Here is a 20,091-nt window from a genome sequence, read left to right as displayed (position 1 = left end):
TCCCTTTGTCCATTGCGCCCAAGGAGCCCCATGCGCCCCGTGAGCCCCCCACTCCCCTTCCTTCGCCTTCCAGCGCGCCCCGCCCTGGTGGCCCTGGGTTTGGCCGTCCTGGCCCCGCTGCCCGCTGCCGCCCAAGCCCAAGACACCTCCCGCATCGCCCGCGTCACCGTCTACCCCGGCAGCGCCACGGTGGAGCGTGTGGCCAAGGTGGCCGCTGGCGCCCGCAGCCTCACGCTGGCCTGCCTGCCCGCGTCGCTGGATGTGCAAAGCCTGCAGATCAACGCCGACCCCGCCGTGCGCGTGGGCGAGTTCAATGTGCTCACCGAGGACCGCGATGTGGCGGCAGGCTGCGCCAGCCCGCTGGACGGCCGCATCCGTGAGCTGGAGGACCAGATCGCCGGGGTGAAGGCCGAGGCCTCGGCCCTGCAGCTGGTGGATGGCTACCTGCGCAGCGTGGCCCAAACCGGCGCGGGATCGGAGGCGCCAGCGCCTGCCAGCACCGCCCCCCGTGCCGCCACCCCAACGCCCGCACAGATCACCGCCACCGCCGAGGTGCTGCGCAAGTCCGGGCAGGACAGCGCTGCACGCGCGCACCAGCTCCAGCGCAAGCAGGAGGCATTGGAACTGGCACTCAAACCCCTGGTGGCCGAGCGCGACCGCGTGGCCAGCCAGCGTGCGCGGGTGGTGTCGGTCAGCATCAACCTGGCCGCCGAGCGCGAGGCCGAGTTGCGCCTTTCCTACCAGGTGCGCGGCCCCGGCTGGCAGCCCAGCTACCGGGCCACGCTGGATGCGAACAAATCCACGGTGCTGATCGAGCGCCAGGCGCTGGTGGCGCAGAACAGTGGTGAAGACTGGGCAGGCGTGCAGCTCACGCTCTCCACTGGTCAGCCCGGGCGCGCCACGCAGGGGCAGCTGCCACGCCCCTGGTGGCTGAATGTCGCGCCGCCGCAAGGCGCGGGCACTCAGGCGGCCGCCGTGGCCATGATGCCTGCACCAGCGCCTGCCATGGCGCCACTGTCGCGGTCCCGCAATGCCGCCGAGGAAGCCATGCCCACGTTTGATGTGAGCGCCCTCGACAAGGGGTTTGCCACCGAGTTCGCCGTGCCCCAGCGCATCACCGTGCCCTCCAGCGGCCAGCGCGTGACGCTGGCGCTGGGCAGCCACAGCACCCCCGCCACGCTGATCACCCGCACGGCACCCGCCATGGAAGAAGCAGCCTATTTGGTCGCGCAGATCGCCCAGCCGCCCGGCGTGTGGCCCGCGGGTGCAGCGGGCCTGTACCGCGACGGCGCCTTTGTGGGCAATGGCCGCATCGACTTTGGCGCGCCCAGCGCAGGCGCCCCGGCGGACAGCACCAGCCTGTCGTTCGGCCGCGATGAACTGGTCACCGTGCGGGCCGAGCCCGTGCAGGATCTGACGGGCAGCAGCGGCTTTACCGGCTCGCGCGTGGAACGCAAGACGCGCCGGGCCTACAGCGTGGAAAACCGCCACAAGGCGGTCATCACGCTACAGGTGCTGCATGCATCGCCGGTCTCGCGCAACGAGAAGATCGAGGTCGAGTCGCGCTACCAGCCCCAGCCCGCCGAAACCACCTGGAACCGCACGCCCGGCACCGTGTCCTGGCAGCAGCCGCTGACGGCAGGCGCCACGGCACAGTTCAGCGCCGAGCACACCATCCGCTACCCCAAGGACATTGAGCTGCTAGAACGCCAGTAGATGACGCCCCCCCTGAGGCGCCACGCGCCTTCACCCCTCTCTCGCTGCGCAGGAGGGGGACGCACCCGGTGGCCTGGCGGAGCCAGTTCCACGGGTGCACTGAGCTTGGCTGCGCCAGTGTCAAACTCTGCGTGTGCGGCAACGCACCGCTGACCACTGCACTGATATGACCTCCATTCCGCCCCACACCCCCTCCTCCGCCCCCCGCCGCCCCACGGTGGCCTTCCTGCTGGGCCACCCGGCCCATTTCATCGCCCTGGGCTTTGGTGCGGGGCTGTCGCGCAAGGCGCCGGGCACCGTGGGCACGCTGTGGGCGTGGCTGGCCTACCTGGTGTTACAGCAATGGCTGTCGCCGCAACACATGGGCTGGCTGATTGCCGCCAGCACCGTGGTGGGCTGGTGGGCCTGCACCACCACGGCGCGCCACATGGCGGTGGCCGATCCGGGCAGCATCGTGTGGGACGAGGTCGTGGCCTTCTGGCTGGTGCTGTGGCTGGCCATGCCCATGGGGTTCTGGGGGCAGCTCGTGGCCTTTGCACTGTTCCGCTTTTTTGATGCGGCCAAGCCCGGCCCCGTGGGCTGGGCCGACAGCCTGTTCAAGGGCTTTGGCTGGCGCGGCGGCTGGGGTATCTTGTGGGACGACTTTGTGGCAGCCTTCTGTACCTTGCTGGTCATTGCAGTGTGGAGGTTTTGATGACGATCAAATCGCTATCCAATCAAGAGCAACTAGCGCTGGATACATCGGCGCTAGAGGCCAATCTGACCCAGATTTCTCTGCAACTGGTGAAGCAGCGGCGCATGCTGGCCACGGCTGAAAGCTGCACCGGCGGCATGATCGCTGCGGCCTGCACCGACCTCGCGGGCGCAAGCGACTGGTTCGAGCGCGGCTTTGTGACCTACTCCAACGCTGCCAAGATCGAGATGCTGGGCGTGCCCGCCGCGCTCATCGAGCAAGAAGGCGCCGTGAGCGAAGCCGTGGCCCGCGCCATGGCCGACGGCGCTCTGGCCCACTCGCGCGCCCATGTCAGCCTGGCCGTGACCGGCGTGGCAGGCCCCACAGGCGGCAGCGACGCCAAGCCCGTGGGCACCGTGTGGTTTGCCTGGTGCGTGGGCGGCGAAACCCACAGCGAGATGCAGCACTTTGCCGGGGGCGACCGCGCCACGATCCGCGCGGCCACGCTGCGCTATGCGCTGCAGCGGCTGCTGGGCCACCTGCTCGCTTGATTCCGTCTCCCAATCATCCGTGTCGTTGTTGCTTCGCCTTGCCGTGCTACAGCACTGTCTGCGGCTTCGCGCCTAGGCACGAATGATTGGGAAACGGAATGAGCCCGGCGGAGGCGCCAACGCGGCGCGACACTCCATCCGTCCCACAGCTCCCTCACCTCCTCATCGCATGACAATCGCATCTCCCTGGTTTGAAGGCTTCACCCCCCACCGCATCGCCACCACGGGCGCCGAGATTTTTGTGCGCACCGGCGGCACGGTGGGCGCGCCCCCGCTGCTGCTGTTGCACGGCTTTCCGCAAACGCACGCGCTGTGGCACCGCGTGGCGCAGCAACTGGCGCGCGACTACTTTCTGGTGCTGCCCGATCTGCGCGGCTATGGCGATTCATCCCACGCGCCCGGCCAACCCGACCACAGCAACTACAGCAAACGCGCCATGGCGCAGGACATGGCCGAGGTGATGACCGTACTGGGCCACGACAGCTTCTACCTGTGCGGGCATGACCGGGGCGGCCGTGTGGCCCACCGCCTGGCGCTGGACCACGCCGCGCGTGTGAAGAAGCTGTGCGTGATCGACATCGCCCCCACGCTCGACATGTACGCCCGCACCGACATGGAGTTTGCGCGCGCCTACTACCACTGGTTCCACCTGATCCAGCCCGCGCCGCTGCCCGAGACCATGATCGGCGGCAACGCGCGTGCCTACCTGCACGCCAAGCTGGGCGGCTGGGGCAGCGCAGGCCTGGGCCACATCGAGCCCCAGGCCCTGGCCGACTACGAGCGCTGCTTCTGCACGCCCGAAGCCATTCACACCGCCTGCGAGGACTACCGCGCCAGCGCGGGCATCGACCTGGACCACGACCGCGAAGGCCGCGCGCGCGGCGAGAAGATCGCGTGCGACACCCTGGTGATCTGGGGCAAACACGGTGTGGTGCACCGGTTGTTTGAACCGCTGGCACTGTGGCAAGCGCAGTGTGCGGGCGTGGTCACAGGCCAGGCCGTGCCTGCGGGGCATTTCATCCCCGAGCAATTGCCTGGCGAGACCGCCGATGCGCTGCGCAACTACATGCGCTGAACGGTGGCCGCGCCAGACGCAACACCAGGGTCACCCAAGCGGCACCCACACCGCGCCACCCCGGTGTAGCATGGCCCCCCGAGGAGGAGACCCCATGCACCCCAACGCCCAGACCCTGCAGCGCTTCTACACCGCCTTTGCCCAGCTCGACCATGCCACCATGGCCGCTTGCTATGCGCCCAATGCCACGTTTGACGACGAGGCCTTCTCCCTCAAAGGCCGCGACGAAGTGAGCGGCATGTGGCGCATGCTGTGCACTGCCACCCAAAAGCCCGGCGCCGCCGAACACTGGAAGCTGGAGTTCAGCGGCATCGACGCCGATGCCAACGGTGGCAAGGCACACTGGGAGGCGCACTACCGCTTCAGCGCCACGGGGCGCCAAGTGCACAACATCATCGACGGCACCTTCACCTTCACGCCCGAGGGGCTGATCGCCACGCACCGCGACCGCTTCAACTTCTGGAGTTGGTCCCGCCAGGCGCTGGGTGCACCGGGGCTGCTGCTGGGCTGGTCGCCGTCACTCAAGCGCAAGGTGCGGAGTACGGCGGCGGGGAATTTGAAGAAGTTTCTGGCGCAGGGCGGCTAGGAGCCTGTCAGACCCCTAGGAGCCAGCAGGCGATTTGGCTGGCGCTGCGTCGCCCGCCAGGCGGTCGATCAGCACCGCACTGGCCTCGTTCAGACCCAGCACTTGCACTGTGCAGCCGTGGTGGCGCAGGCGCTCCACTACTTTGTCAAGCGCAGCCACGGCAGTGATGTCCCAGAAGTGGGCGTGCGTCACATCGATCACCACCGGGCGGCCTTCGGCTCCCAACACGTCAAACGCCTCGATGAACGCATCGGCCGAGGCAAAGAACACCTGACCAGACACACGCCACATCCGTTGGCCGGACTGGTCATCGTCGTGCATGCGCACGTCGAGCATGCGCGAGACCTTGAACGCAAAGAACACACCGCTGAGCACCACGCCCACGGCCACGCCAGCGGCCAGGTTGTGGGTGGCGATGGTGACCGCCACGGTGGCCAGCATGGCGGCGCTGGACAGGCGCGGGTGGCGCACCAGGGCGCCGAGCGACTTCCAGTCGAACGTTTCGGCCGACACCATGACCATGATGGCCACCAGCGCAATCACCGGCACCTGCGACACCCAGGGCTTGAGCGCCACCATCAGGATGAGCAGAAACACCCCAGCAAACAGCGTGGACAGGCGCCCGCGCCCGCCGTACTTCACGTTGCCCACGGCCTGACCAATCATTCCGCAGCCCGCAATGCCGCCAAAGCAGCTGGCTGCGATGTTGGCCACGCCCAGGCCCGCACATTCGCGGTTCTTGTCGCTGGGGGTGTCGGTCAGTTCATCGACCACGGCGGCGGTGAGCACCGATTCGAGCAGGCCCACCATGGCAATCGCCAGCGCGGGCAGCAGGATGATGCGCAGCGTGTCCAGCGACACAGGTACCTGCGGCAACGCAAACACGGGCAGCGCATCGGGCAGTTGGCCCAGGTCGCCCACCGTGGGCAGTTTCAGCCCCAGGGCAGACGCCAGCACCGTGAGTACCACCACACAAATGAGTGGTGACGGGATCACAGACAGCGCAGGCCACGCCAGCCGCTGGCCCAGCCATGGCAGGCCGTAGATGAGCGCGAGCCCCAGCGCCAACGCGCCCCAGGTGGCCGCGCTGGCCCCGTGCAAGTGCGGCAGCTGCGCGGCAAAGATCAGGATCGCCAGCGCATTCACAAACCCGGTGCGCACCGAGCTGGAGACGAAGCGCATCAGCACACCCAGCTTCATCAGCCCAAACGCCACCTGCACCGCCCCGGCCAGCAACCCGGCTGCCAGCAGGTAGCCCAGCCCATGCGACTGCACCAGCGGCGCGGCCACCAGCGCCACCGAGCCCGCAGCGGCAGACACCATGGCGGGCCGCCCTCCGGTGAAAGCGATCACCAGGCTGATGACAAACGAGGCAAAGAGCCCCACCGACGGATCGACTCCCGCCACAAACGAGAAAGCGATGACTTCGGGGATGAGCGCAAACGTGGCCACAGCCCCGGCCAGCAGCTCGCGCGGAATGCTGGGCGCCCATTCAGCGCGCAGTCGGGTCAGGGTGGAGGAGTTCATATGGGCCGCCAGGCAAAAAGCAAAGCGCGCCCGAAGGCGCGCCGCGATGGATTTCAAACAAAAACAGGGGCTACCGCGCGTCTATCAATCGAATACAGCTACAAATTTAATAGCAAAAAATGCAAGGCAACGTCCTCGGGCTGGAGGCCACGCGTTCGCACCGATTCTGATCTCTGCAGCGCGCGGGCCCTTACCAGCGGCCACCGCGCAAGGGCCGCCCCGCCGCGCTGGGGACGGCGCGCAGCGCCTCAGGGCGTTGTACTCACGCCCCGTGGCACTTCTTGTACTTCTTGCCGCTGCCGCAGTGGCAAGGGTCGTTCCGCCCGGGCTCGGGCGCCTTGCGCACGGTCTCCACACGCGGTCCCATGCTCTTCCACAGTTGGCGCAGGTCGTACACGGCCCAGATGGCTTCGCCGAAGGCTTCGACGCGCGCCTGGCTGGTGCTGGGGGCGCCGTCTTCGTCGTACATGCAGACTTCGGGCTTGCCAGTGTCGTCTTCGGTCAGGGCCACGATGCGGTCCAGCGCGTCGTCCAGCCACTTGGCGGCTTCCTTGTCGCGCGGGGCGGCCCAGTCTTCGGGCCAGTTTTCGACAGCGAACATGAAGCCCAGCGCCCAGACCTGGCCGAAGGACGGGATCTCCTGGTCGTCGCCCATCTCGGCGCGTTGCTCGTCGGTCAGGCTGGCCACGGCGCCGCGCATGTCCATGGCTTCGGGCTGGAAGGTGCGGTCGTCGTCCAGCGTCTTCACGTCGGTGTCGAGCTGGGCCACGATCTCGTTCCAGCGGCGCATCCACAGGTCCATGAAGCGGGCTTGCTGGGCGGCGTCGGCAAACGCGGGCAGCAGGGGCAGCGGCTCGCCCTCGGCCACGTCCAGCTCTGCGCCGTCGCCCAGCAGCATGGGCAGGTATTCGGCCGGGCCGATGGGGCGGCGGCTGCAGATCAGCGCGGTCATGAAGCCGTCGCAGAACTCCCACTGCGGGATTTCCTCGCCGCGCGCGCGCAGGTCGTCGAGGATGTTGTCCATCTCCTCCAGCTCATCGGGGCCCAGTGCGGCAGCCGGTGCAGCGGAGGTGTCGAGGTCGTCGTTAGCGGGGGTGGGCGATGTGGGTTCGGTCATGGGAGGCTCCGGTCGTCAAGCGAGAAAGCGGGAGCGGCAAAACAATGTTTTACTTTTATGATGCGCTGGCCTTGTGCCGTTGCGCTGGCGCAGCGGCGAATGCAAGGCGGCCCAGGCAAGGCCAGGGCGTGAAAAAGAGCCGCGCGCAACATGGCAACCCGATAAAAAGGCGGTCAGTGTAGCCCTCCCGCGCCACCGCCCAGAACCAGGACCCCCATGATCCACCAACTGAACTCCCTGTACCCGGTGCGCTACACGGCCTTTGCGCTGTGCGTTTTCGGGCTGCTGCTGTCGCTGTTTGCGCTGGTGGCTTTTCAAGTGGGTCTGCCCGTGGTGCTGGTGTTTGCGGCGCTGGTGGCCCTGGGCGTGTACGACCTGCAGCAGACGCGCCACGCCATCCTGCGCAACTACCCGGTCATCGGCCACATCCGCTTCATGCTCGAATATGTGCGGCCCGAGGTGCGCCAGTATTTCATCGAGAGCGACAGCGAGGCCGCACCGTTTTCGCGCGCGCAGCGCTCGCTGGTCTACCAGCGCGCCAAAGGCGATCCGGACAACCGCCCGTTTGGCACGCACCTGGACGTGGGGGCGCATGGCTATGAATGGGTGAACCACTCGCTCGCGCCCACACAACTGCCGTCGCACGACTTCCGCGTGTGGATCGGCGGCAGCCCCGATGCGCCGTCACCGTCCGCATCGCCCTGCACCCAGCCTTACCACGCGAGCGTGTTCAACATCTCGGCCATGAGCTTTGGCGCACTGTCGGCCAATGCCATCCTGGCGCTCAACCAGGGCGCAAAAAAAGGCGGCTTTGCGCACGACACGGGCGAGGGCAGCATCAGCCAGCACCACCAGGTGCATGGCGGTGACCTGATCTGGGAAATCGGCTCGGGCTACTTTGGCTGCCGCAACCCCGATGGCACTTTCAGCGAAGAGCGCTTCGCGGCCAATGCCACCGACCCGCAGGTCAAGATGATCGAGCTGAAGCTCAGCCAGGGCGCCAAGCCGGGCCACGGCGGTGTGCTGCCCGGCGCCAAGGTGACGGCTGAGATCGCTGCAGCGCGCGGTGTGAAAGAGGGCGAGGCCTGCATCTCGCCCGCCAGCCACAGCGCGTTCCGCACGCCGGTGGAGATGATGCATTTCATCGCCAAGTTGCGCACGCTCTCGGGCGGCAAGCCCACGGGCTTCAAGTTCTGCCTGGGCCACCCGTGGGAGTGGTTTGCCATCGTCAAGGCCATGCTGGTCACGGGCATCACGCCCGACTTCATCGTGGTCGATGGCGCCGAGGGCGGCACGGGGGCGGCGCCGGTGGAGTTCAGCGACCATGTGGGCGCGCCGCTGCAAGAAGGCCTGCTGCTGGTGCACAACACCCTGGTGGGCGTGAACCTGCGCGACCGCGTGCGCATTGGCTGCGCGGGCAAGGTCATCAGCGCTTTTGACATCGCGCGCATGATGGCGCTGGGTGCCGACTGGTGCAACGCGGGGCGCGGCTTCATGATGGCGCTGGGCTGCATCCAGGCGCAGAGCTGCCACACCGGCCACTGCCCCACGGGCGTGACAACACAAGACCCACTGCGCCAGCAGGCGCTGGTGGTGCCCGACAAGGCCACGCGCGTGGCGCAGTTCCACCGCAGCACGCTGCACGCGCTGCAGGAGCTGGTGCAGGCCGCCGGGCTGCGCCACCCCAAGGAGATCACGGCCCACCACATCGTGCGCCGCATCACCGACACCGAGGTGCGCCTGCTGTCCAACCTCATCACCCGCATGCAACCGGGCGCGCTGCTGGGGCCGCTGGATGCGCAGCACAACGTGTTCCGCCTGTACTGGCCCCTGGCCAATGCCCACAGTTTTCAGGCCAGCGAGCCTGCGCTGGAGCCCTCCATCCCCCACCATGTCGAGCTGGTGCACGCCGCAGCCGTGGGCACCGCAGCGGCGGTGGCGGGGGACGCCGCAGTATGAATTTGACGATGGACGCATCCGCCCCTACCCACACCACCGCCCCGGACTACGCCGCCTTTTTGCAGCAGCAACTGGCCACCCAGCCCCACAACGTGATGGCCCATGTGCTGGGCCACGAACAGATCTGGATCAAGCGTGCGGGCGCGCCCCACGGCACGGGCCGCTACCGCGCCATGGCCGTGCTGGCCGCCCTGCTGCGGCTGGACGCCCTGCGCCCCGTGCCCAACCCTGGCGGCCCCACGGCCATCGCCACCGAAGTGCAGCGCCTGCGGGACTTGGCCGCGCGCGGCATCCGCGTGCCCGTGGTGCTGGCCGCATCCACGAATGGCTTTGCCATGCGCCACCTGGGCCACACGGGCGAAGAGATCCATTCGCTGGGCAACGAGATCGACCACGCTGTGCAGGCGGGCGACACGGCCACCGTGCTGGCGCTGTGGCAACAAGGACTGGACACGCTCACCCAGGTGCACCACCAGGGTACCTGCCTGAGCCAGGCGTTCGCACGCAACCTGGTGCGCTGCCCCGATGGCGAGGTGGCCTGCATCGACTTTGAAGACGACCCCGCCGCCGTGCTGCCCCTGGCGGTGTGCCATGTGCGCGATGCGCTGTGTTATGCGCACTCCACCGCGATCTACCTGCAGACCAGCGGCACGCTGGCCGAGGGGCGCGCGCGCTGGGCGGCGTGGGTGGCGCAAGGGAGCGCGGAAATGCAGGAGGTGCTGGCGACCAGCGTGCGGCGGATGGGGTGGATGCGGCGATTGCCTTCGAGCCGGAGGCTAGGGCGGGACTTGCAGCGGGTGCGGGCTGCGTATGACTTGCTGGCCTGATGCATCCAAATCAGGTAGGTCCGGTTAGCCGTAGGCGTAAATCGGCATGCAGCGACCAAACAAGAAATCGTCGGGTTACGCTTCACTAACCCGACCTAAGACTGACCTATGGGGGTGGCTCCCCAAGGATGTACCAGACCTTAGCACCTTCAGCACGCGCAGCAGTAGCAAGCCCTTGGTCAGCAGTAATGAGCAAGGTCTGCGATTCATTTGCGAGCGCGGAGAAATATCCGCTCTTGACGCTGACTATCTGAAAAGCATCGGATATGTCCAGCGAATGCTTGTTGGCAATTTCTTGGACGTCGTTGAAGACTTGAATATCTGTAAGGTCAATGTCCTTGATGTAGCGAGAGCTTGAACGGAACCACGCCGTCAGCGCGAAACAGGCGCTTCGGTATTGAGCCTCCGAAAGTTGGTCACGAAAACGCCATTTGGTCTTCAAAATGTTCAGTGCTTCGTAAAAGCAAAATGGCGTCGTATACCGAGTAGGTGCTTGATGGAAGAAGTACTCACGAACAATGGCACTGCCCGGCTCTTCTGCGTACACCTTGACCAAGGCAGACGCATCAAAACAGTTCGCCCGAGCGGAGGGTTTCGTCATTGAGGGCTCACTCCGTCTAGGATTTAGCACCCTGGTCCTGGTCCGCGTCCTTCAACACCAGCGCCGTCGCCACATCCGCCCCCAGGTTCGCCAACCGCTTGCGCATGCAGATCACCGCCTTGTCCTTGCTCAGCAAGATCGCCCTGTGGGCCGCCGCCAGGTCGATGAACTTCTGGTCGTCCGCGTCCTTGCACACATAGGCCACCTTGGGTGCGATGTCCACCCGCCGCGACTGCGCATCAAACGCCGTCAGCACCTGCACTGCATCCACGCGGTAGTAGTCCATGCGCTCAACGATGTGCGGGTAGGCCAGCACGCGCTCCAGCTCGTCACGCATGACCTGGGTGGCGATCCAGGTCAGGCGCCCCTGGGCCAGCAGCGCGCGCAGGGGGGCGGTGCGCGGGTCGCTGAAGATCAGCAGGTCGAGCGCCACATTGGTGTCCACCACCACGGGGCGCGTGGGTTCGTCCGCTGGCGCCTCGGCGGGCAGGCGCAATTCAACCTTCATGGCGCGGGCCGCCGTCGGGGGCGGCCTTGGCGGCCCGGTCACGCACGGCGCCCTTGATCATGTCGAAGCGGAACATGCGGCATTCGATGGGGCCATTCCACATCGGTACGCGGCGCGATTCCTTCAGGCGCATCTTGCCGGGCAGCTTGAGGTCGGGCGTGAGCATCCAGGCCGTCCAGCCGCTGTAGTTCTTCTTCCAGTGCGTGGCGAGCTGACTGAAGAATTCGCCACCGTCTTCGGTCTGCGCCTCTTCACGGCCCACGGCCATGCCCTGGGCGCGGTCGGCCGCGCGTTCGCTGGCGTTGCGGCCGGCGCTGCCTGCGGCGGCAATGCGCTCGCCATAGGGGGGGTTGAGCAGCATCACGCCGGGCTGGTCGCAGGGTGGCATGCGCTGCAGGGCGTCGCCACCGCGCAGCTGCACGGCCTGGGCCACACCCGCGCGCTCGGCGTTGCGCTGGGCGAAATCGACCATGCGGAAGGCCACATCACTGCCAAAAATGGGCACTGCGCTGGTCTGTATTGCGCTTTCAGCTTCGCTTTTGATAGCACCCCAGACATGGGCCTGGAAGGGCAGCAGCTTTTCAAACGCAAAGCGACGCAACATGCCCGCCGGGATGCGGCAGGCGATCTGTGCGGCCTCGACCACGATGGTGCCGCTGCCGCAGCAGGGGTCGTACAGGGGCTGAGGGTTGTCGCCGTGCGGGTCCCAGCCGCTGGCGGCGATCATGGCGGCGGCGAGGGTTTCCTTGAGCGGGGCGTCGCCCTTGTCCTCGCGCCAGCCGCGCTTGAACAGCGGCTCGCCCGAGGTGTCGATGTAGATCGTGGCTTCGTCGGTGGTCAGGTGCAGGTGGATGCGCACATCGGGCCACTGGGTGTTCACATCGGGGCGCACGCCGCTCTTGTGGCGGAAGCGGTCAGCCACAGCGTCTTTCACCTTGAGGCCCGCGAAGTTCAGGCTCTGCAGCGGGCTGTGCTGGGCCGTCACCTCCACCTTGAAGGTCTGGCGCGTGGTGAACCAGATCTCCCAGGCCACATCGCTGGCCATGTTGTAGAGGTCGTTTTCAGACCGGTATGGGCGGTGGGCCAGCTGCACCAGCACGCGCTGGGCCAGGCGGCTGTGCAGGTTGAGCTGCATGGCCTGGCGCCACGAGGCGCGCAGCAGCACGCCTCCCCGGCCCACCAGCAGGTCTTGCCCCGTAAGGCCCGTGATGCCATGCACCTCGTCGGCCAGAAAGCCCTCCACGCCAGCAGCGCAAGGGAGAAAAAGTTGGAGTTGATTCATGTCGATGGGGAGGATACGCGCTCGGGCACGGCGGGGGAACCGGGCTCCCCCGCGCGGGCCAGCAGCAGCTGGCGGATGGATTCAGGGATAGCCGCCACCTTGCGGTCGGCCTTGTCGATGAAGACGATGCCGATCTTGCCGCGCGCCACTTCGCGGCCTGAGGCCTTCTCGGTCATGCAGAACACCAGGTCGAAACCGTAGCGGTTGAAGTCTGCGGGCGCCATCTCCACGCGCATGGTCTCGCCATGGAAGCCTTCGGACTTGTACTGCGCCACGATGTCGCCGACCACGATGGACAGGCCGCCCACATCCGCTTCGGGGTAGCCCAGCGACTGGAAGAAGCGCACGCGTGCTTCAGACACCAGCGTGAGCAGCTGCGCATTGTCCAGGTGCCCGCCCTGGTTCACGTGGCTGATGTAGATCTGCAGCTCGGTGGCAAAGCCAAAGTGCGGGGGGAGGTTGAAAACGATGCGGGCCATGGGGCGGACAGGGGTAGGAAAAACAGGAGGCAGAGAGCGGGAGCGCGTGCAGGAATGTCACGCGGCGAGGGTTGCTGGGGCTTGCGTAACAACCGGCCGAGGGGCGGCATGCACGCCCAGGAACCACGGATCGCGCCGCAAGGGTGTGTGCAGCACAGGGGTACTGCAGATGAGGTGTGCCCCTTGTCTCTTATGCTCTCGGGCAGCGGATTTTACTGGAGCCCCCTATGCGCCCTTTCCATCGGACCCTGCTGACCGTGCTGGTGCTGGCCGCCGTGCCTTTGGCAGCAGGCGCCCAGACGCTCTACAAATCGGTGGGCACGGACGGCCGCGTTGTCTACAGCGACAAGCCCCCGGTGACAGGCGCCGTGGAAAAGGCCATGAAGCTAGAGAACCTGCCGGTGAGTGTGGTGCCGGGCGCATCGCCCGCACCCAGCCCAGCGCCCCCAGACACCACACAGACCGCACAAACCACAGCCCCCAGGGGCGATGTCGTGCTCTACATGGCCACCTGGTGCGGCTACTGCAAGGCGGCGAAGGCCTACCTGGCGGGCAAGGGCATCGCGTACCGGGAGCTGGACATCGACACGCCTTCGGGCAAAGCTGCATTCAAGCAACTGGGTGCCCGGGGCGTGCCCGTCTTGCTGACCAACGGCCAGAAGATCGCGGGATTCACGCCGCAGGCGTATGACGCGGTGTTCGCGGCGCGCAAGTAATCGGACACCATCCCGCCACCTTCAGCGCGCCCAGGCAACACGCGCGCCCCTCAACGCAGCAGCGCTACAGCGCCTTGCGCAAATTCGCTGGCGCAATCTTGAGCGCCTCGCGGTACTTGGCCACGGTGCGGCGTGCGCATTCGATGCCCTGCTCCTTGAGCATCTCGGCGATCTGGCTGTCCGACAGCGGTTTGGTCGGGCTCTCGGCCGACACGAACTGCTTGATGAGCGCGCGCACGGCGGTGCTCGATGCGTTGCCACCGGTCTCGGTGCCCAGGCCCGAGCCGAAGAAATACTTCAGCTCGTAGGTGCCAATCGGCGTGGCCATGTACTTGGCAGTGGTCACGCGGCTGATGGTGGACTCGTGCAGGCCCAGCTCGTCGGCGATGTCGCGCAGCACCAGGGGGCGCATGGCCAGTTCGCCGTGGGTGAAGAAGTTCTTCTGCCGCTCCACGATGGCGCGCGAGACGCGCAGGATGGTGTCAAAGCGCTGCTGGATGTTCTTGATGAACCAGCGCGCCTCCTGCAGGCGCTGCTGCATGCCCTGGTGGCCTTCGCCGCCCTTGTGGCCGCGCAGCGCACCGGCGTAGATGTCGTGCACGCGCAGGCGCGGCATCACATCGGGATTGAGTTGCACGATGAAGTTGTGCTGGCCATCCCGCCCGTTGGCGCGCCCGGCCTTGCGCACGATGACGTCGGGGATGACGATGTTGCGTTCCACATCCGCAAAACGGCGGCCGGGGCGGGGCTCCAGGCGGGCGATGAGCGCCATGGCGGCGCGGGTGCGCTCCTCGCCATCACCACAGGCCTGGGTGAGGCGGCGCACATCGCGGCGGGCCAGCATCTCCAGCGGCTGCTGGCAGATGCGCAGCGCCGTCTGCACGGTGTCAGGGTCGGCCTCTTCGTCAGCGTCCAGCGCCTTGAGCTGCAGCGTGAGGCATTCAGCCAGGTCGCGCGCGCCCACGCCCGTGGGCTCCAGGCTTTGCAGCAGGCGCTGGGCCACCGTGAAGCGGTGCACCAGTTCCTCGATCTGCTCCAGGTCCTCGGGGCCTGCCAGGGCGGCAGCGAGTTCCTCGAGCGGCTCTTCGAGGTAGCCATCGTCGTTCAGCGATTCGATCAGGAACCGCAGCGCGGCGCAGTCCACCTCGGACAGGCGCAGCGACAGCGCCTGGCGGTGCAGGAAGGCGGTGAGCGATTCGTGCGAACGGGCCAGCTCGGTGGCGTCGGCCTCGTCGCCTTCGGCACCGTTGTGGGTGCGTGCCGGGGCATCGCCGCCCCACTCGGCATCGTTGGGCACCATCTCCACGGTGCCGTCGCCGCTCCAGTCGGGTTCGTCGGCGCCAGCACCCGGCGTTTCAGTATCATTTTGGGGCTCTGCGCCTGCTGCACTTGCGCTGGATGCTCCCGAAAATATAGCATCATCTGCACTGTAGTCATCGGCCTGCGCGGGGGTATCGGCAGCTTCCAGGCCAAACTCCTCGCGCGGGGCTTCGTCGGCATTGCGTTCGAGGAACGGGTTTTCGTCGAGCATCTGCTCGACTTCCTGCGAGAGTTCGAGCGTGGACAACTGCAACAGCCGGATGGACTGCTGGAGCTGGGGGGTCAGTGCGAGGTGCTGCGAGACGCGCAGCGACAGTCCAGGCTTCATCACATCCTGAAGTGTTCGCCCAGGTACACCCGGCGCACTTCGGCGTTGTCCACGATCTCGGACGGCGTGCCCTGCGCCAGCACGCGGCCGTCGCTGATGATGAAGGCGTGGTCGCAGATGCCGAGCGTCTCGCGCACGTTGTGGTCCGTGATCAGCACGCCAATACCGCGCGCCTTCAGGAAGCCGATGATGCGCTGGATCTCGATCACGGCGATGGGGTCAATGCCCGCAAAGGGCTCGTCCAGCAGGATGAAACGCGGCTGGGTGGCCAGGGCGCGGGCGATCTCCACCCGGCGGCGCTCGCCCCCCGACAGCGCCATGGCAGGCGAGGCGCGCAGATGCTGCACGCGCAGCTCTTCCAGCAGGGCCGTGAGGCGCTCTTCGATGGCATCGCGCGAGAGCGGCTGGCCGTCGTCGCCACGCTGCAGTTCGAGCACGGCGCGCACGTTTTCTTCGACCGTGAGCTTGCGAAAAATCGAGGCTTCCTGCGGCAGGTACGACAGCCCCAGGCGCGAGCGGCGGTGGATGGGCATGTGGGCCACCGAATGGCCGTCGATGCGGATGTCGCCCGCATCGCTGCGCACCAGGCCGACGATCATGTAGAACGATGTGGTCTTGCCAGCGCCATTGGGCCCGAGCAGCCCCACCACCTCGCCTTTTTGCACCACCAGCGACACATCCTTGACGACCTTGCGGCTGCCATAGGACTTGGCCAGATTCTGCACCTCCAGGCGGCTGCCGGCCTGGGTGTCAGGGCCGGGATGAACGGGCACCGCGCTCACTTGGAGCCGCCACCAAGGTTGCTGCTGGGGCGCAGCACGGGTGCCGCACCCGGTGTGGTGGGAGCGGGCGCCGCAGCGCCTGCGGGCGGGTCCTTGGGCGCCAGCACCGCGCGCACGCGGTTGCCGGGGGCCGGGGCATCGCCCGCCGCATTGGTGGCGGGAGCGCGCTGGCCGTCCACGGTGAACACGTCGGTGAGGTTGTTGTAGACGATCACAGCGCCAGTGATCTCGTCGCTGAGCGCGGCGCCCCGGTAGCGGCGCAGCTCGGCGCGGGTGATGAAGCGCACGTTGTCTGCCTTGCCGTCGTATTCGATGACCTCGCTCTCGCCCTCGATGTATTCATCGGGCGCGCCAGGCAAGGTGTCGCGCTTCTGGCGGAAGAAGGCGCGTTTGCCCGCCTCGGCCGTGACCACGCCGAACTGGTAGCCATCGGCGTCCTGGCGCACATCCAGCCGCGCGCCGCGCAGCACGATGGTGCCCTTGGTCATGACCACGCGCCCCGAGAACACGCTGGTCTGCTTGAGTTCATCGTGGCGCAAAGCGTCGGCCTCGATGTTCATGGGCTTGGCGCGGTCGGCTTTTTCAGCATAGGCCACGCCGTGAAGGCAGGCCAGGGCCGCGAGCAGGAGGGTCGGAAGGAGGCGGTGGTTCATAGGGCACGAATCTTGCAGTTCATTGTAGCCATCCCCACACGCCCTCCATGAAGAAAGCCCGCATCAGCGGGCTTTCTTCGCAGGGTATCCAGGGCCTTTGGCGCGTTGCAACCTGCGCCCAGGTCGGCCTGGGGCTTACTTTTGCTTGACCAGCGCTTCCACCACCTGCAGCACGTTCTGCATGTTGCCTGCCATGGTGCCGTCGGTGTAGAACTTGCCCGCCACGCCCATCGAGGGCACGCCTTCCACGCCATAGGCGTCCTGCAGCTGCGAAGCGCGGCGGACCTGGTTGGACACGGTGAACGAGGTGTAGACCTCCTTGAACTTGGCGGCATCCACACCCTGCTGAGCCACCCAGGCAAAAATTTCGTCGTCCTTGGCGAGCTTGGCCTTTTCTACATGGATCGCGCGGAACACCTTGGCGTGCAGCGCTTCGAGCTTGCCCATGCCTTCCAGCGTGTAGAAAAGCTTTTGCTGGGGCACAAAGCTGGCGTTGAAGGCCACGGGCACCCGGCGGATGAACAGGTCCTTGGGAGCGGCCTTGACCCAGGCGTCCAGCGTGGGCTCAAAAGCATTGCAGTGGGGGCAGCTGTACCAGAAGAACTCGATCACATCGACCTTGCCAGCGGGAGCATCGGGCGCCACGGGCTTGTCCAGCCGCTTGTAGTCCTTGCCCTCCTTGAACTGGCGGGCCTGGGCCAGCGCAGGGGTGGCGACGGGCAGCGTCAGGGCGGAAGCGGCAACTGCCGAGGCAGCGGACAAAGAAAACTCACGGCGTTTCATGGCAAAGACTCTCCTAGTTCAGGTCTGGGGGATGGGAGCCGGGCCCCCGCAAAAAGTTCACGCAGCGTCAGCGCTGCACACGCACCAGGGCGGACTCCAGCCCCGCGCCGTCGAGTTTTTCCTTGAGCTGCTCGGCATCGTCCCGTTTGGTGAACGGGCCCACGCGCACACGGAAGACCGCGCGGCCGTTTTGTTCGCGCTCGCTCACACGGGCCTCCCAGCCCATCATGGCCAGCTTGGCGCGCTGGGCATCGGCGTCGGCCTGGGTGCGGAAGGCACCAGCCTGCACGAAGTAGTCAAACGGGTCCACGTTGCCCTTGGCAGCCGCCTTGGCCACGGCCAGATCGCCCAGCGGGTCGGCACCCGACTTGGTTTCGGCCTTGGCGGCCTCGGGTTTGCTGGCGGCGGGCTTGGGGGCAGATGCCGCAGCGCGCACCTCGGGCGCTGGCGCAGCGGCCGAAGCGGGTGCAGACGCGGCAGCCGCCACGGGCGGCGTTGCGGGCCGGGCCGGGTTCTTGCCATACAACGGCGAGTTCGGGTCCCAGTTCTTGTTCTTCTGCGACTCGGCGGCGTCCATGTCTGCCGTGCGCCCGCCGCCCTTGTTCAGAAAAGGCACCGGCACCTTGGTCACATACACGGCCACCGCCAGCGCGGCGCCCAGGCCCACGATGACGCCGACGATAAAGCCGATGATGGTCCCGCCCGTCTGTTGCTTTTTCATATTGGTAGTAACTGCTTACATTCTGGCTGGAGCCGACACGCCCAGCACGGCCAGCCCATTGTGCAATACCTGCGCGGTGGCGGCGACCAGCGCCAGGCGGGCCTTCTTCACCGCTTCGTCGTCCACCAGGATGCGCTCGGCATCGTAATAGCTGTGGTAGCTGGCGGCCAGGTCGCGCAGGTAGAAGGTCACGTCGTGCGGGGCTTCGCCCTCGGCAGCAGCCGTGAGCATCTCGGGGTACTTGGCCAGCTGCAGCATCAGGGCCTGGGCCTGCGGGCCTTCCAGAGCCGACAGGTCAACGTTTTGGAGTGAGGCCACGTCGCCACCGCCGGCCTCCTGCCAGGCGCGCAGCACCGACTGGATGCGTGCGTGCGCGTACTGCACGTAGTACACCGGGTTGTCGTTGTTCTGCGCCACGGCCAGGTCCACGTCGAAGGTGTACTCGGTGTCGGGCTTGCGGCTGAGCAGGAAGAAGCGCACCGCGTCCTTGCTGGTCCACTCGATCAAATCGCGCAGCGTGACGTAGCTGCCCGCGCGCTTGCTGATCTTGACCTCTTCGCCTCCCTTGACCACGCGCACCATGGTGTGCAGCACGTAGTCGGGGTAGCCCTGCGGGATGCCCACATCGGCCGCCTGCAAGCCCGCACGCACGCGGGCGATGGTGCCGTGGTGGTCGGTGCCCTGGATGTTGACGACCTTGGTGAAGCCGCGCTCCCACTTGGCGATGTGATAGGCCACGTCGGGCACGAAGTAGGTGAAGCTGCCGTCCTGCTTTCGCATGACGCGGTCCTTGTCGTCGCCGTAGTCGGTGCTCTTGAGCCACAGCGCGCCGTCCTGCTCATAGGTCTTGCCGTTGGCGACGAGCTTGTTCACCGTAGCCTCGACGCGGCCGCTGGTGTACAGGCTCGACTCCAGGTAGTACTCGTCAAAGTGCAGGTTGAACGCCTGCAGGTCCTTGTCCTGCTCGTTGCGCAAATAGGCCACGGCAAACTGGCGGATGTTGTCGTAATCCTCTACATCGCCATTGGCCGTGAACTCGCGGTCGTCGGCCTTCACAGTGGCCTTGGCCTTGAAGGCCTCGGCAATGTCGGCGATGTAGTCGCCGTTGTAGAAGTTCTTGGCCAGCGGGTTGTCGCTGTCGGTGGGCCAGCAGTCGTCACCCGGCTTGAAGCCCTTGGCGCGCAGCTGCGTGCTTTTGGTCAGGGTGTCGATCTGCACACCCGCGTCGTTGTAATAGAACTCGCGGTGCACCTTCCAGCCCTGGGTGCTGAACAGGTTGCAGATGGCGTCGCCCAGCGCGGCCTGGCGGCCATGGCCCACGTGCAGCGGGCCCGTGGGGTTGGCCGAGACGAATTCGACCAGCACGTTGGCGCCGCGGTCGGCCTGGTAGCCGAAGCGCTCGCCCGCGCCCAGCACCTCGCGCACCACCTCTTGCTTGGCAGCGGGCTTGAGGCGGATGTTCAGAAAACCGGGTCCGGCAATCTCGATGGCATCGACCCAGCGGGTGAATGCGGGCGTGGCCTCCAGGGCCGCCTTGAGCTGTTCGCCCAAAGCGCGCGGATTGAGCTTGAGCGGCTTGGCCAGCTGCATGGCCGCCGTGCAGGCAAAGTCGCCATGCGCCGCCACCTTGGGGGATTCAAAGGCCGCCTTGGCGCCAGCGCCGGGGGAGAGTTTGTCCAGCTCGGCCGCGAGCGCGGCCAGCAGATCGTATTTGACAGAAAGCATCCGGGGATTTTACGGGCCGGGCCGCACCCGCCCCTGCGGGCTGGTGCATGGCGCATTTGCCCAGCACCCGGCGCCATGCCGCGCGCAGCCAAGACGCAACAGATTGTCAGGAATTCTTTCCGCCCGTATCGCCGAGTCAGCCACGCGTGTCCCCGGTACGTT

Annotated in this window: 20 protein-coding genes; 8 read left to right on the top strand and 12 right to left on the bottom strand. The window is 66.7% G+C overall.

Annotated features, from left to right (window positions below):
• Positions 1-30: 30 nt before the first annotated feature.
• The 5 genes from AvAM_RS13180 (at position 31) to AvAM_RS13160 (ending at position 4,601) form a co-directional block, all read left to right on the top strand.
• Positions 31-1,716 carry a DUF4139 domain-containing protein gene (locus AvAM_RS13180; RefSeq protein WP_137747499.1) on the top strand — a complete coding sequence of 562 codons (1,686 nt, stop codon included), beginning with the start codon at positions 31-33 and terminating at the stop codon, positions 1,714-1,716.
• Positions 1,717-1,882: 166 nt separating this feature from the next.
• Positions 1,883-2,410, top strand: a complete 528-nt coding sequence (locus AvAM_RS13175; RefSeq protein WP_137747498.1) for a phosphatidylglycerophosphatase A — start codon at positions 1,883-1,885, stop codon at positions 2,408-2,410.
• Positions 2,410-2,940 carry a CinA family protein gene (locus AvAM_RS13170; protein ID WP_137747497.1) on the top strand — a complete coding sequence of 177 codons (531 nt, stop codon included), beginning with the start codon at positions 2,410-2,412 and terminating at the stop codon, positions 2,938-2,940. The genes AvAM_RS13175 and AvAM_RS13170 overlap by 1 nt, the downstream gene beginning before the upstream one ends.
• Before the next feature lie 169 nt (positions 2,941-3,109).
• Complete coding sequence (locus tag AvAM_RS13165; RefSeq protein WP_137747496.1) at positions 3,110-4,015, top strand: alpha/beta fold hydrolase; 906 nt, start codon at positions 3,110-3,112, stop codon at positions 4,013-4,015.
• A gap of 94 nt (positions 4,016-4,109) precedes the next feature.
• Positions 4,110-4,601, top strand: a complete 492-nt coding sequence (locus tag AvAM_RS13160) for a nuclear transport factor 2 family protein (protein ID WP_137747495.1) — start codon at positions 4,110-4,112, stop codon at positions 4,599-4,601.
• Between the two features lie 15 nt (positions 4,602-4,616).
• Here AvAM_RS13160 and AvAM_RS13155 read toward each other — a convergent pair whose 3' ends face one another.
• Together AvAM_RS13155 and AvAM_RS13150 are read right to left on the bottom strand one after the other, a co-directional pair.
• On the bottom strand, positions 4,617-6,128 hold the full coding sequence (locus AvAM_RS13155; RefSeq protein WP_137747494.1) for a SulP family inorganic anion transporter: 1,512 nt from the start codon (positions 6,126-6,128) through the stop codon (positions 4,617-4,619).
• A 262-nt stretch (positions 6,129-6,390) separates the two neighbouring features.
• Positions 6,391-7,245 (bottom strand): YecA family protein, encoded by an 855-nt coding sequence (locus AvAM_RS13150; protein WP_137747493.1) that lies wholly within the window; start codon positions 7,243-7,245, stop codon positions 6,391-6,393.
• 216 nt (positions 7,246-7,461) lie between these two features.
• Between AvAM_RS13150 and AvAM_RS13145 the strand changes: the two genes are divergently transcribed.
• Together AvAM_RS13145 and AvAM_RS13140 are read left to right on the top strand one after the other, a co-directional pair.
• Complete coding sequence (locus tag AvAM_RS13145; protein ID WP_137747492.1) at positions 7,462-9,204, top strand: FMN-binding glutamate synthase family protein; 1,743 nt, start codon at positions 7,462-7,464, stop codon at positions 9,202-9,204.
• 8 nt (positions 9,205-9,212) lie between these two features.
• Positions 9,213-10,031, top strand: coding sequence for a hypothetical protein (locus AvAM_RS13140; RefSeq protein ID WP_171012220.1), 819 nt, complete (start codon positions 9,213-9,215; stop codon positions 10,029-10,031).
• A 106-nt stretch (positions 10,032-10,137) separates the two neighbouring features.
• On the opposite strand, the gene AvAM_RS13135 is transcribed toward AvAM_RS13140, so the two are convergent.
• Genes AvAM_RS13135 through AvAM_RS13120 form a run of 4 tightly spaced genes read right to left on the bottom strand, consistent with a single transcriptional unit; the run spans position 10,138 to position 12,901 of the window.
• Entirely contained in the window at positions 10,138-10,632 is a 495-nt protein-coding gene (locus AvAM_RS13135; RefSeq protein WP_137747490.1) for a type II toxin-antitoxin system VapC family toxin, read from the bottom strand.
• 16 nt (positions 10,633-10,648) lie between these two features.
• Positions 10,649-11,140 (bottom strand): putative toxin-antitoxin system toxin component, PIN family, encoded by a 492-nt coding sequence (locus AvAM_RS13130; RefSeq protein WP_137747489.1) that lies wholly within the window; start codon positions 11,138-11,140, stop codon positions 10,649-10,651.
• Positions 11,130-12,422 (bottom strand): class I SAM-dependent RNA methyltransferase, encoded by a 1,293-nt coding sequence (locus AvAM_RS13125; protein WP_137747488.1) that lies wholly within the window; start codon positions 12,420-12,422, stop codon positions 11,130-11,132. Before AvAM_RS13125 ends, AvAM_RS13130 begins: the two co-directional genes overlap by 11 nt.
• The gene (locus AvAM_RS13120) at positions 12,419-12,901 is read right to left on the bottom strand and encodes a thioesterase family protein (RefSeq protein ID WP_137747487.1); all 483 of its coding nucleotides are present in this window, start codon (positions 12,899-12,901) and stop codon (positions 12,419-12,421) included. The genes AvAM_RS13125 and AvAM_RS13120 overlap by 4 nt, the downstream gene beginning before the upstream one ends.
• 227 nt (positions 12,902-13,128) lie before the next feature.
• On the opposite strand from AvAM_RS13120, the gene AvAM_RS13115 reads away from it, so the two are divergent.
• Complete coding sequence (locus AvAM_RS13115; protein WP_137747486.1) at positions 13,129-13,617, top strand: glutaredoxin domain-containing protein; 489 nt, start codon at positions 13,129-13,131, stop codon at positions 13,615-13,617.
• 64 nt (positions 13,618-13,681) lie between these two features.
• Here AvAM_RS13115 and AvAM_RS13110 read toward each other — a convergent pair whose 3' ends face one another.
• From AvAM_RS13110 to argS, 6 genes are all read right to left on the bottom strand, one after another.
• Complete coding sequence (locus AvAM_RS13110; RefSeq protein WP_137747485.1) at positions 13,682-15,265, bottom strand: RNA polymerase factor sigma-54; 1,584 nt, start codon at positions 15,263-15,265, stop codon at positions 13,682-13,684.
• On the bottom strand, positions 15,265-16,047 hold the full coding sequence (gene lptB / locus AvAM_RS13105; RefSeq protein WP_137747484.1) for an LPS export ABC transporter ATP-binding protein: 783 nt from the start codon (positions 16,045-16,047) through the stop codon (positions 15,265-15,267). Before lptB ends, AvAM_RS13110 begins: the two co-directional genes overlap by 1 nt.
• Positions 16,044-16,700 carry a lipopolysaccharide transport periplasmic protein LptA gene (gene lptA / locus AvAM_RS13100; protein ID WP_137747483.1) on the bottom strand — a complete coding sequence of 219 codons (657 nt, stop codon included), beginning with the start codon at positions 16,698-16,700 and terminating at the stop codon, positions 16,044-16,046. The genes lptB and lptA overlap by 4 nt, the downstream gene beginning before the upstream one ends.
• 135 nt (positions 16,701-16,835) lie before the next feature.
• Positions 16,836-17,483 (bottom strand): thiol:disulfide interchange protein DsbA/DsbL, encoded by a 648-nt coding sequence (locus tag AvAM_RS13095; protein ID WP_137747482.1) that lies wholly within the window; start codon positions 17,481-17,483, stop codon positions 16,836-16,838.
• A gap of 67 nt (positions 17,484-17,550) precedes the next feature.
• Positions 17,551-18,204: an SPOR domain-containing protein gene (locus AvAM_RS13090; RefSeq protein ID WP_137747481.1), complete on the bottom strand. Its 654-nt coding sequence runs from the start codon at positions 18,202-18,204 to the stop codon at positions 17,551-17,553.
• A gap of 15 nt (positions 18,205-18,219) precedes the next feature.
• On the bottom strand, positions 18,220-19,929 hold the full coding sequence (gene argS / locus AvAM_RS13085; RefSeq protein WP_137747480.1) for an arginine--tRNA ligase: 1,710 nt from the start codon (positions 19,927-19,929) through the stop codon (positions 18,220-18,222).
• Between the last annotated feature and the right edge of the window lie 162 nt (positions 19,930-20,091).

Origin of the sequence: Acidovorax sp. NB1, from assembly GCF_005405905.1 — a bacterium.
Taxonomy (GTDB): Bacteria; Pseudomonadota; Gammaproteobacteria; order Burkholderiales; family Burkholderiaceae_C; genus Acidovorax.
Note: the sequence above shows the minus strand (reverse complement) of the source record. Positions and strands in the feature narration are given on the sequence as shown.

Bases quoted from the DNA above. Each gene is read 5' to 3' on its own strand.
- AvAM_RS13180 (WP_137747499.1), top strand. From the start codon at position 31: ATGCGCCCCGTGAGCCCCCCACTCCCCTTCCTTCGCCTTCCAGCGCGC.
- AvAM_RS13175 (WP_137747498.1), top strand. From the start codon at position 1,883: ATGACCTCCATTCCGCCCCACACCCCCTCCTCCGCCCCCCGCCGCCCC.
- AvAM_RS13170 (WP_137747497.1), top strand. From the start codon at position 2,410: ATGACGATCAAATCGCTATCCAATCAAGAGCAACTAGCGCTGGATACA.
- AvAM_RS13165 (WP_137747496.1), top strand. From the start codon at position 3,110: ATGACAATCGCATCTCCCTGGTTTGAAGGCTTCACCCCCCACCGCATC.
- AvAM_RS13160 (WP_137747495.1), top strand. From the start codon at position 4,110: ATGCACCCCAACGCCCAGACCCTGCAGCGCTTCTACACCGCCTTTGCC.
- AvAM_RS13155 (WP_137747494.1), bottom strand. From the start codon at position 6,128: ATGAACTCCTCCACCCTGACCCGACTGCGCGCTGAATGGGCGCCCAGC.
- AvAM_RS13150 (WP_137747493.1), bottom strand. From the start codon at position 7,245: ATGACCGAACCCACATCGCCCACCCCCGCTAACGACGACCTCGACACC.
- AvAM_RS13145 (WP_137747492.1), top strand. From the start codon at position 7,462: ATGATCCACCAACTGAACTCCCTGTACCCGGTGCGCTACACGGCCTTT.
- AvAM_RS13140 (WP_171012220.1), top strand. From the start codon at position 9,213: ATGGACGCATCCGCCCCTACCCACACCACCGCCCCGGACTACGCCGCC.
- AvAM_RS13135 (WP_137747490.1), bottom strand. From the start codon at position 10,632: ATGACGAAACCCTCCGCTCGGGCGAACTGTTTTGATGCGTCTGCCTTG.
- AvAM_RS13130 (WP_137747489.1), bottom strand. From the start codon at position 11,140: ATGAAGGTTGAATTGCGCCTGCCCGCCGAGGCGCCAGCGGACGAACCC.
- AvAM_RS13125 (WP_137747488.1), bottom strand. From the start codon at position 12,422: ATGAATCAACTCCAACTTTTTCTCCCTTGCGCTGCTGGCGTGGAGGGC.
- AvAM_RS13120 (WP_137747487.1), bottom strand. From the start codon at position 12,901: ATGGCCCGCATCGTTTTCAACCTCCCCCCGCACTTTGGCTTTGCCACC.
- AvAM_RS13115 (WP_137747486.1), top strand. From the start codon at position 13,129: ATGCGCCCTTTCCATCGGACCCTGCTGACCGTGCTGGTGCTGGCCGCC.
- AvAM_RS13110 (WP_137747485.1), bottom strand. From the start codon at position 15,265: ATGAAGCCTGGACTGTCGCTGCGCGTCTCGCAGCACCTCGCACTGACC.
- lptA (WP_137747483.1), bottom strand. From the start codon at position 16,700: ATGAACCACCGCCTCCTTCCGACCCTCCTGCTCGCGGCCCTGGCCTGC.
- AvAM_RS13095 (WP_137747482.1), bottom strand. From the start codon at position 17,483: ATGAAACGCCGTGAGTTTTCTTTGTCCGCTGCCTCGGCAGTTGCCGCT.
- AvAM_RS13090 (WP_137747481.1), bottom strand. From the start codon at position 18,204: ATGAAAAAGCAACAGACGGGCGGGACCATCATCGGCTTTATCGTCGGC.
- argS (WP_137747480.1), bottom strand. From the start codon at position 19,929: ATGCTTTCTGTCAAATACGATCTGCTGGCCGCGCTCGCGGCCGAGCTG.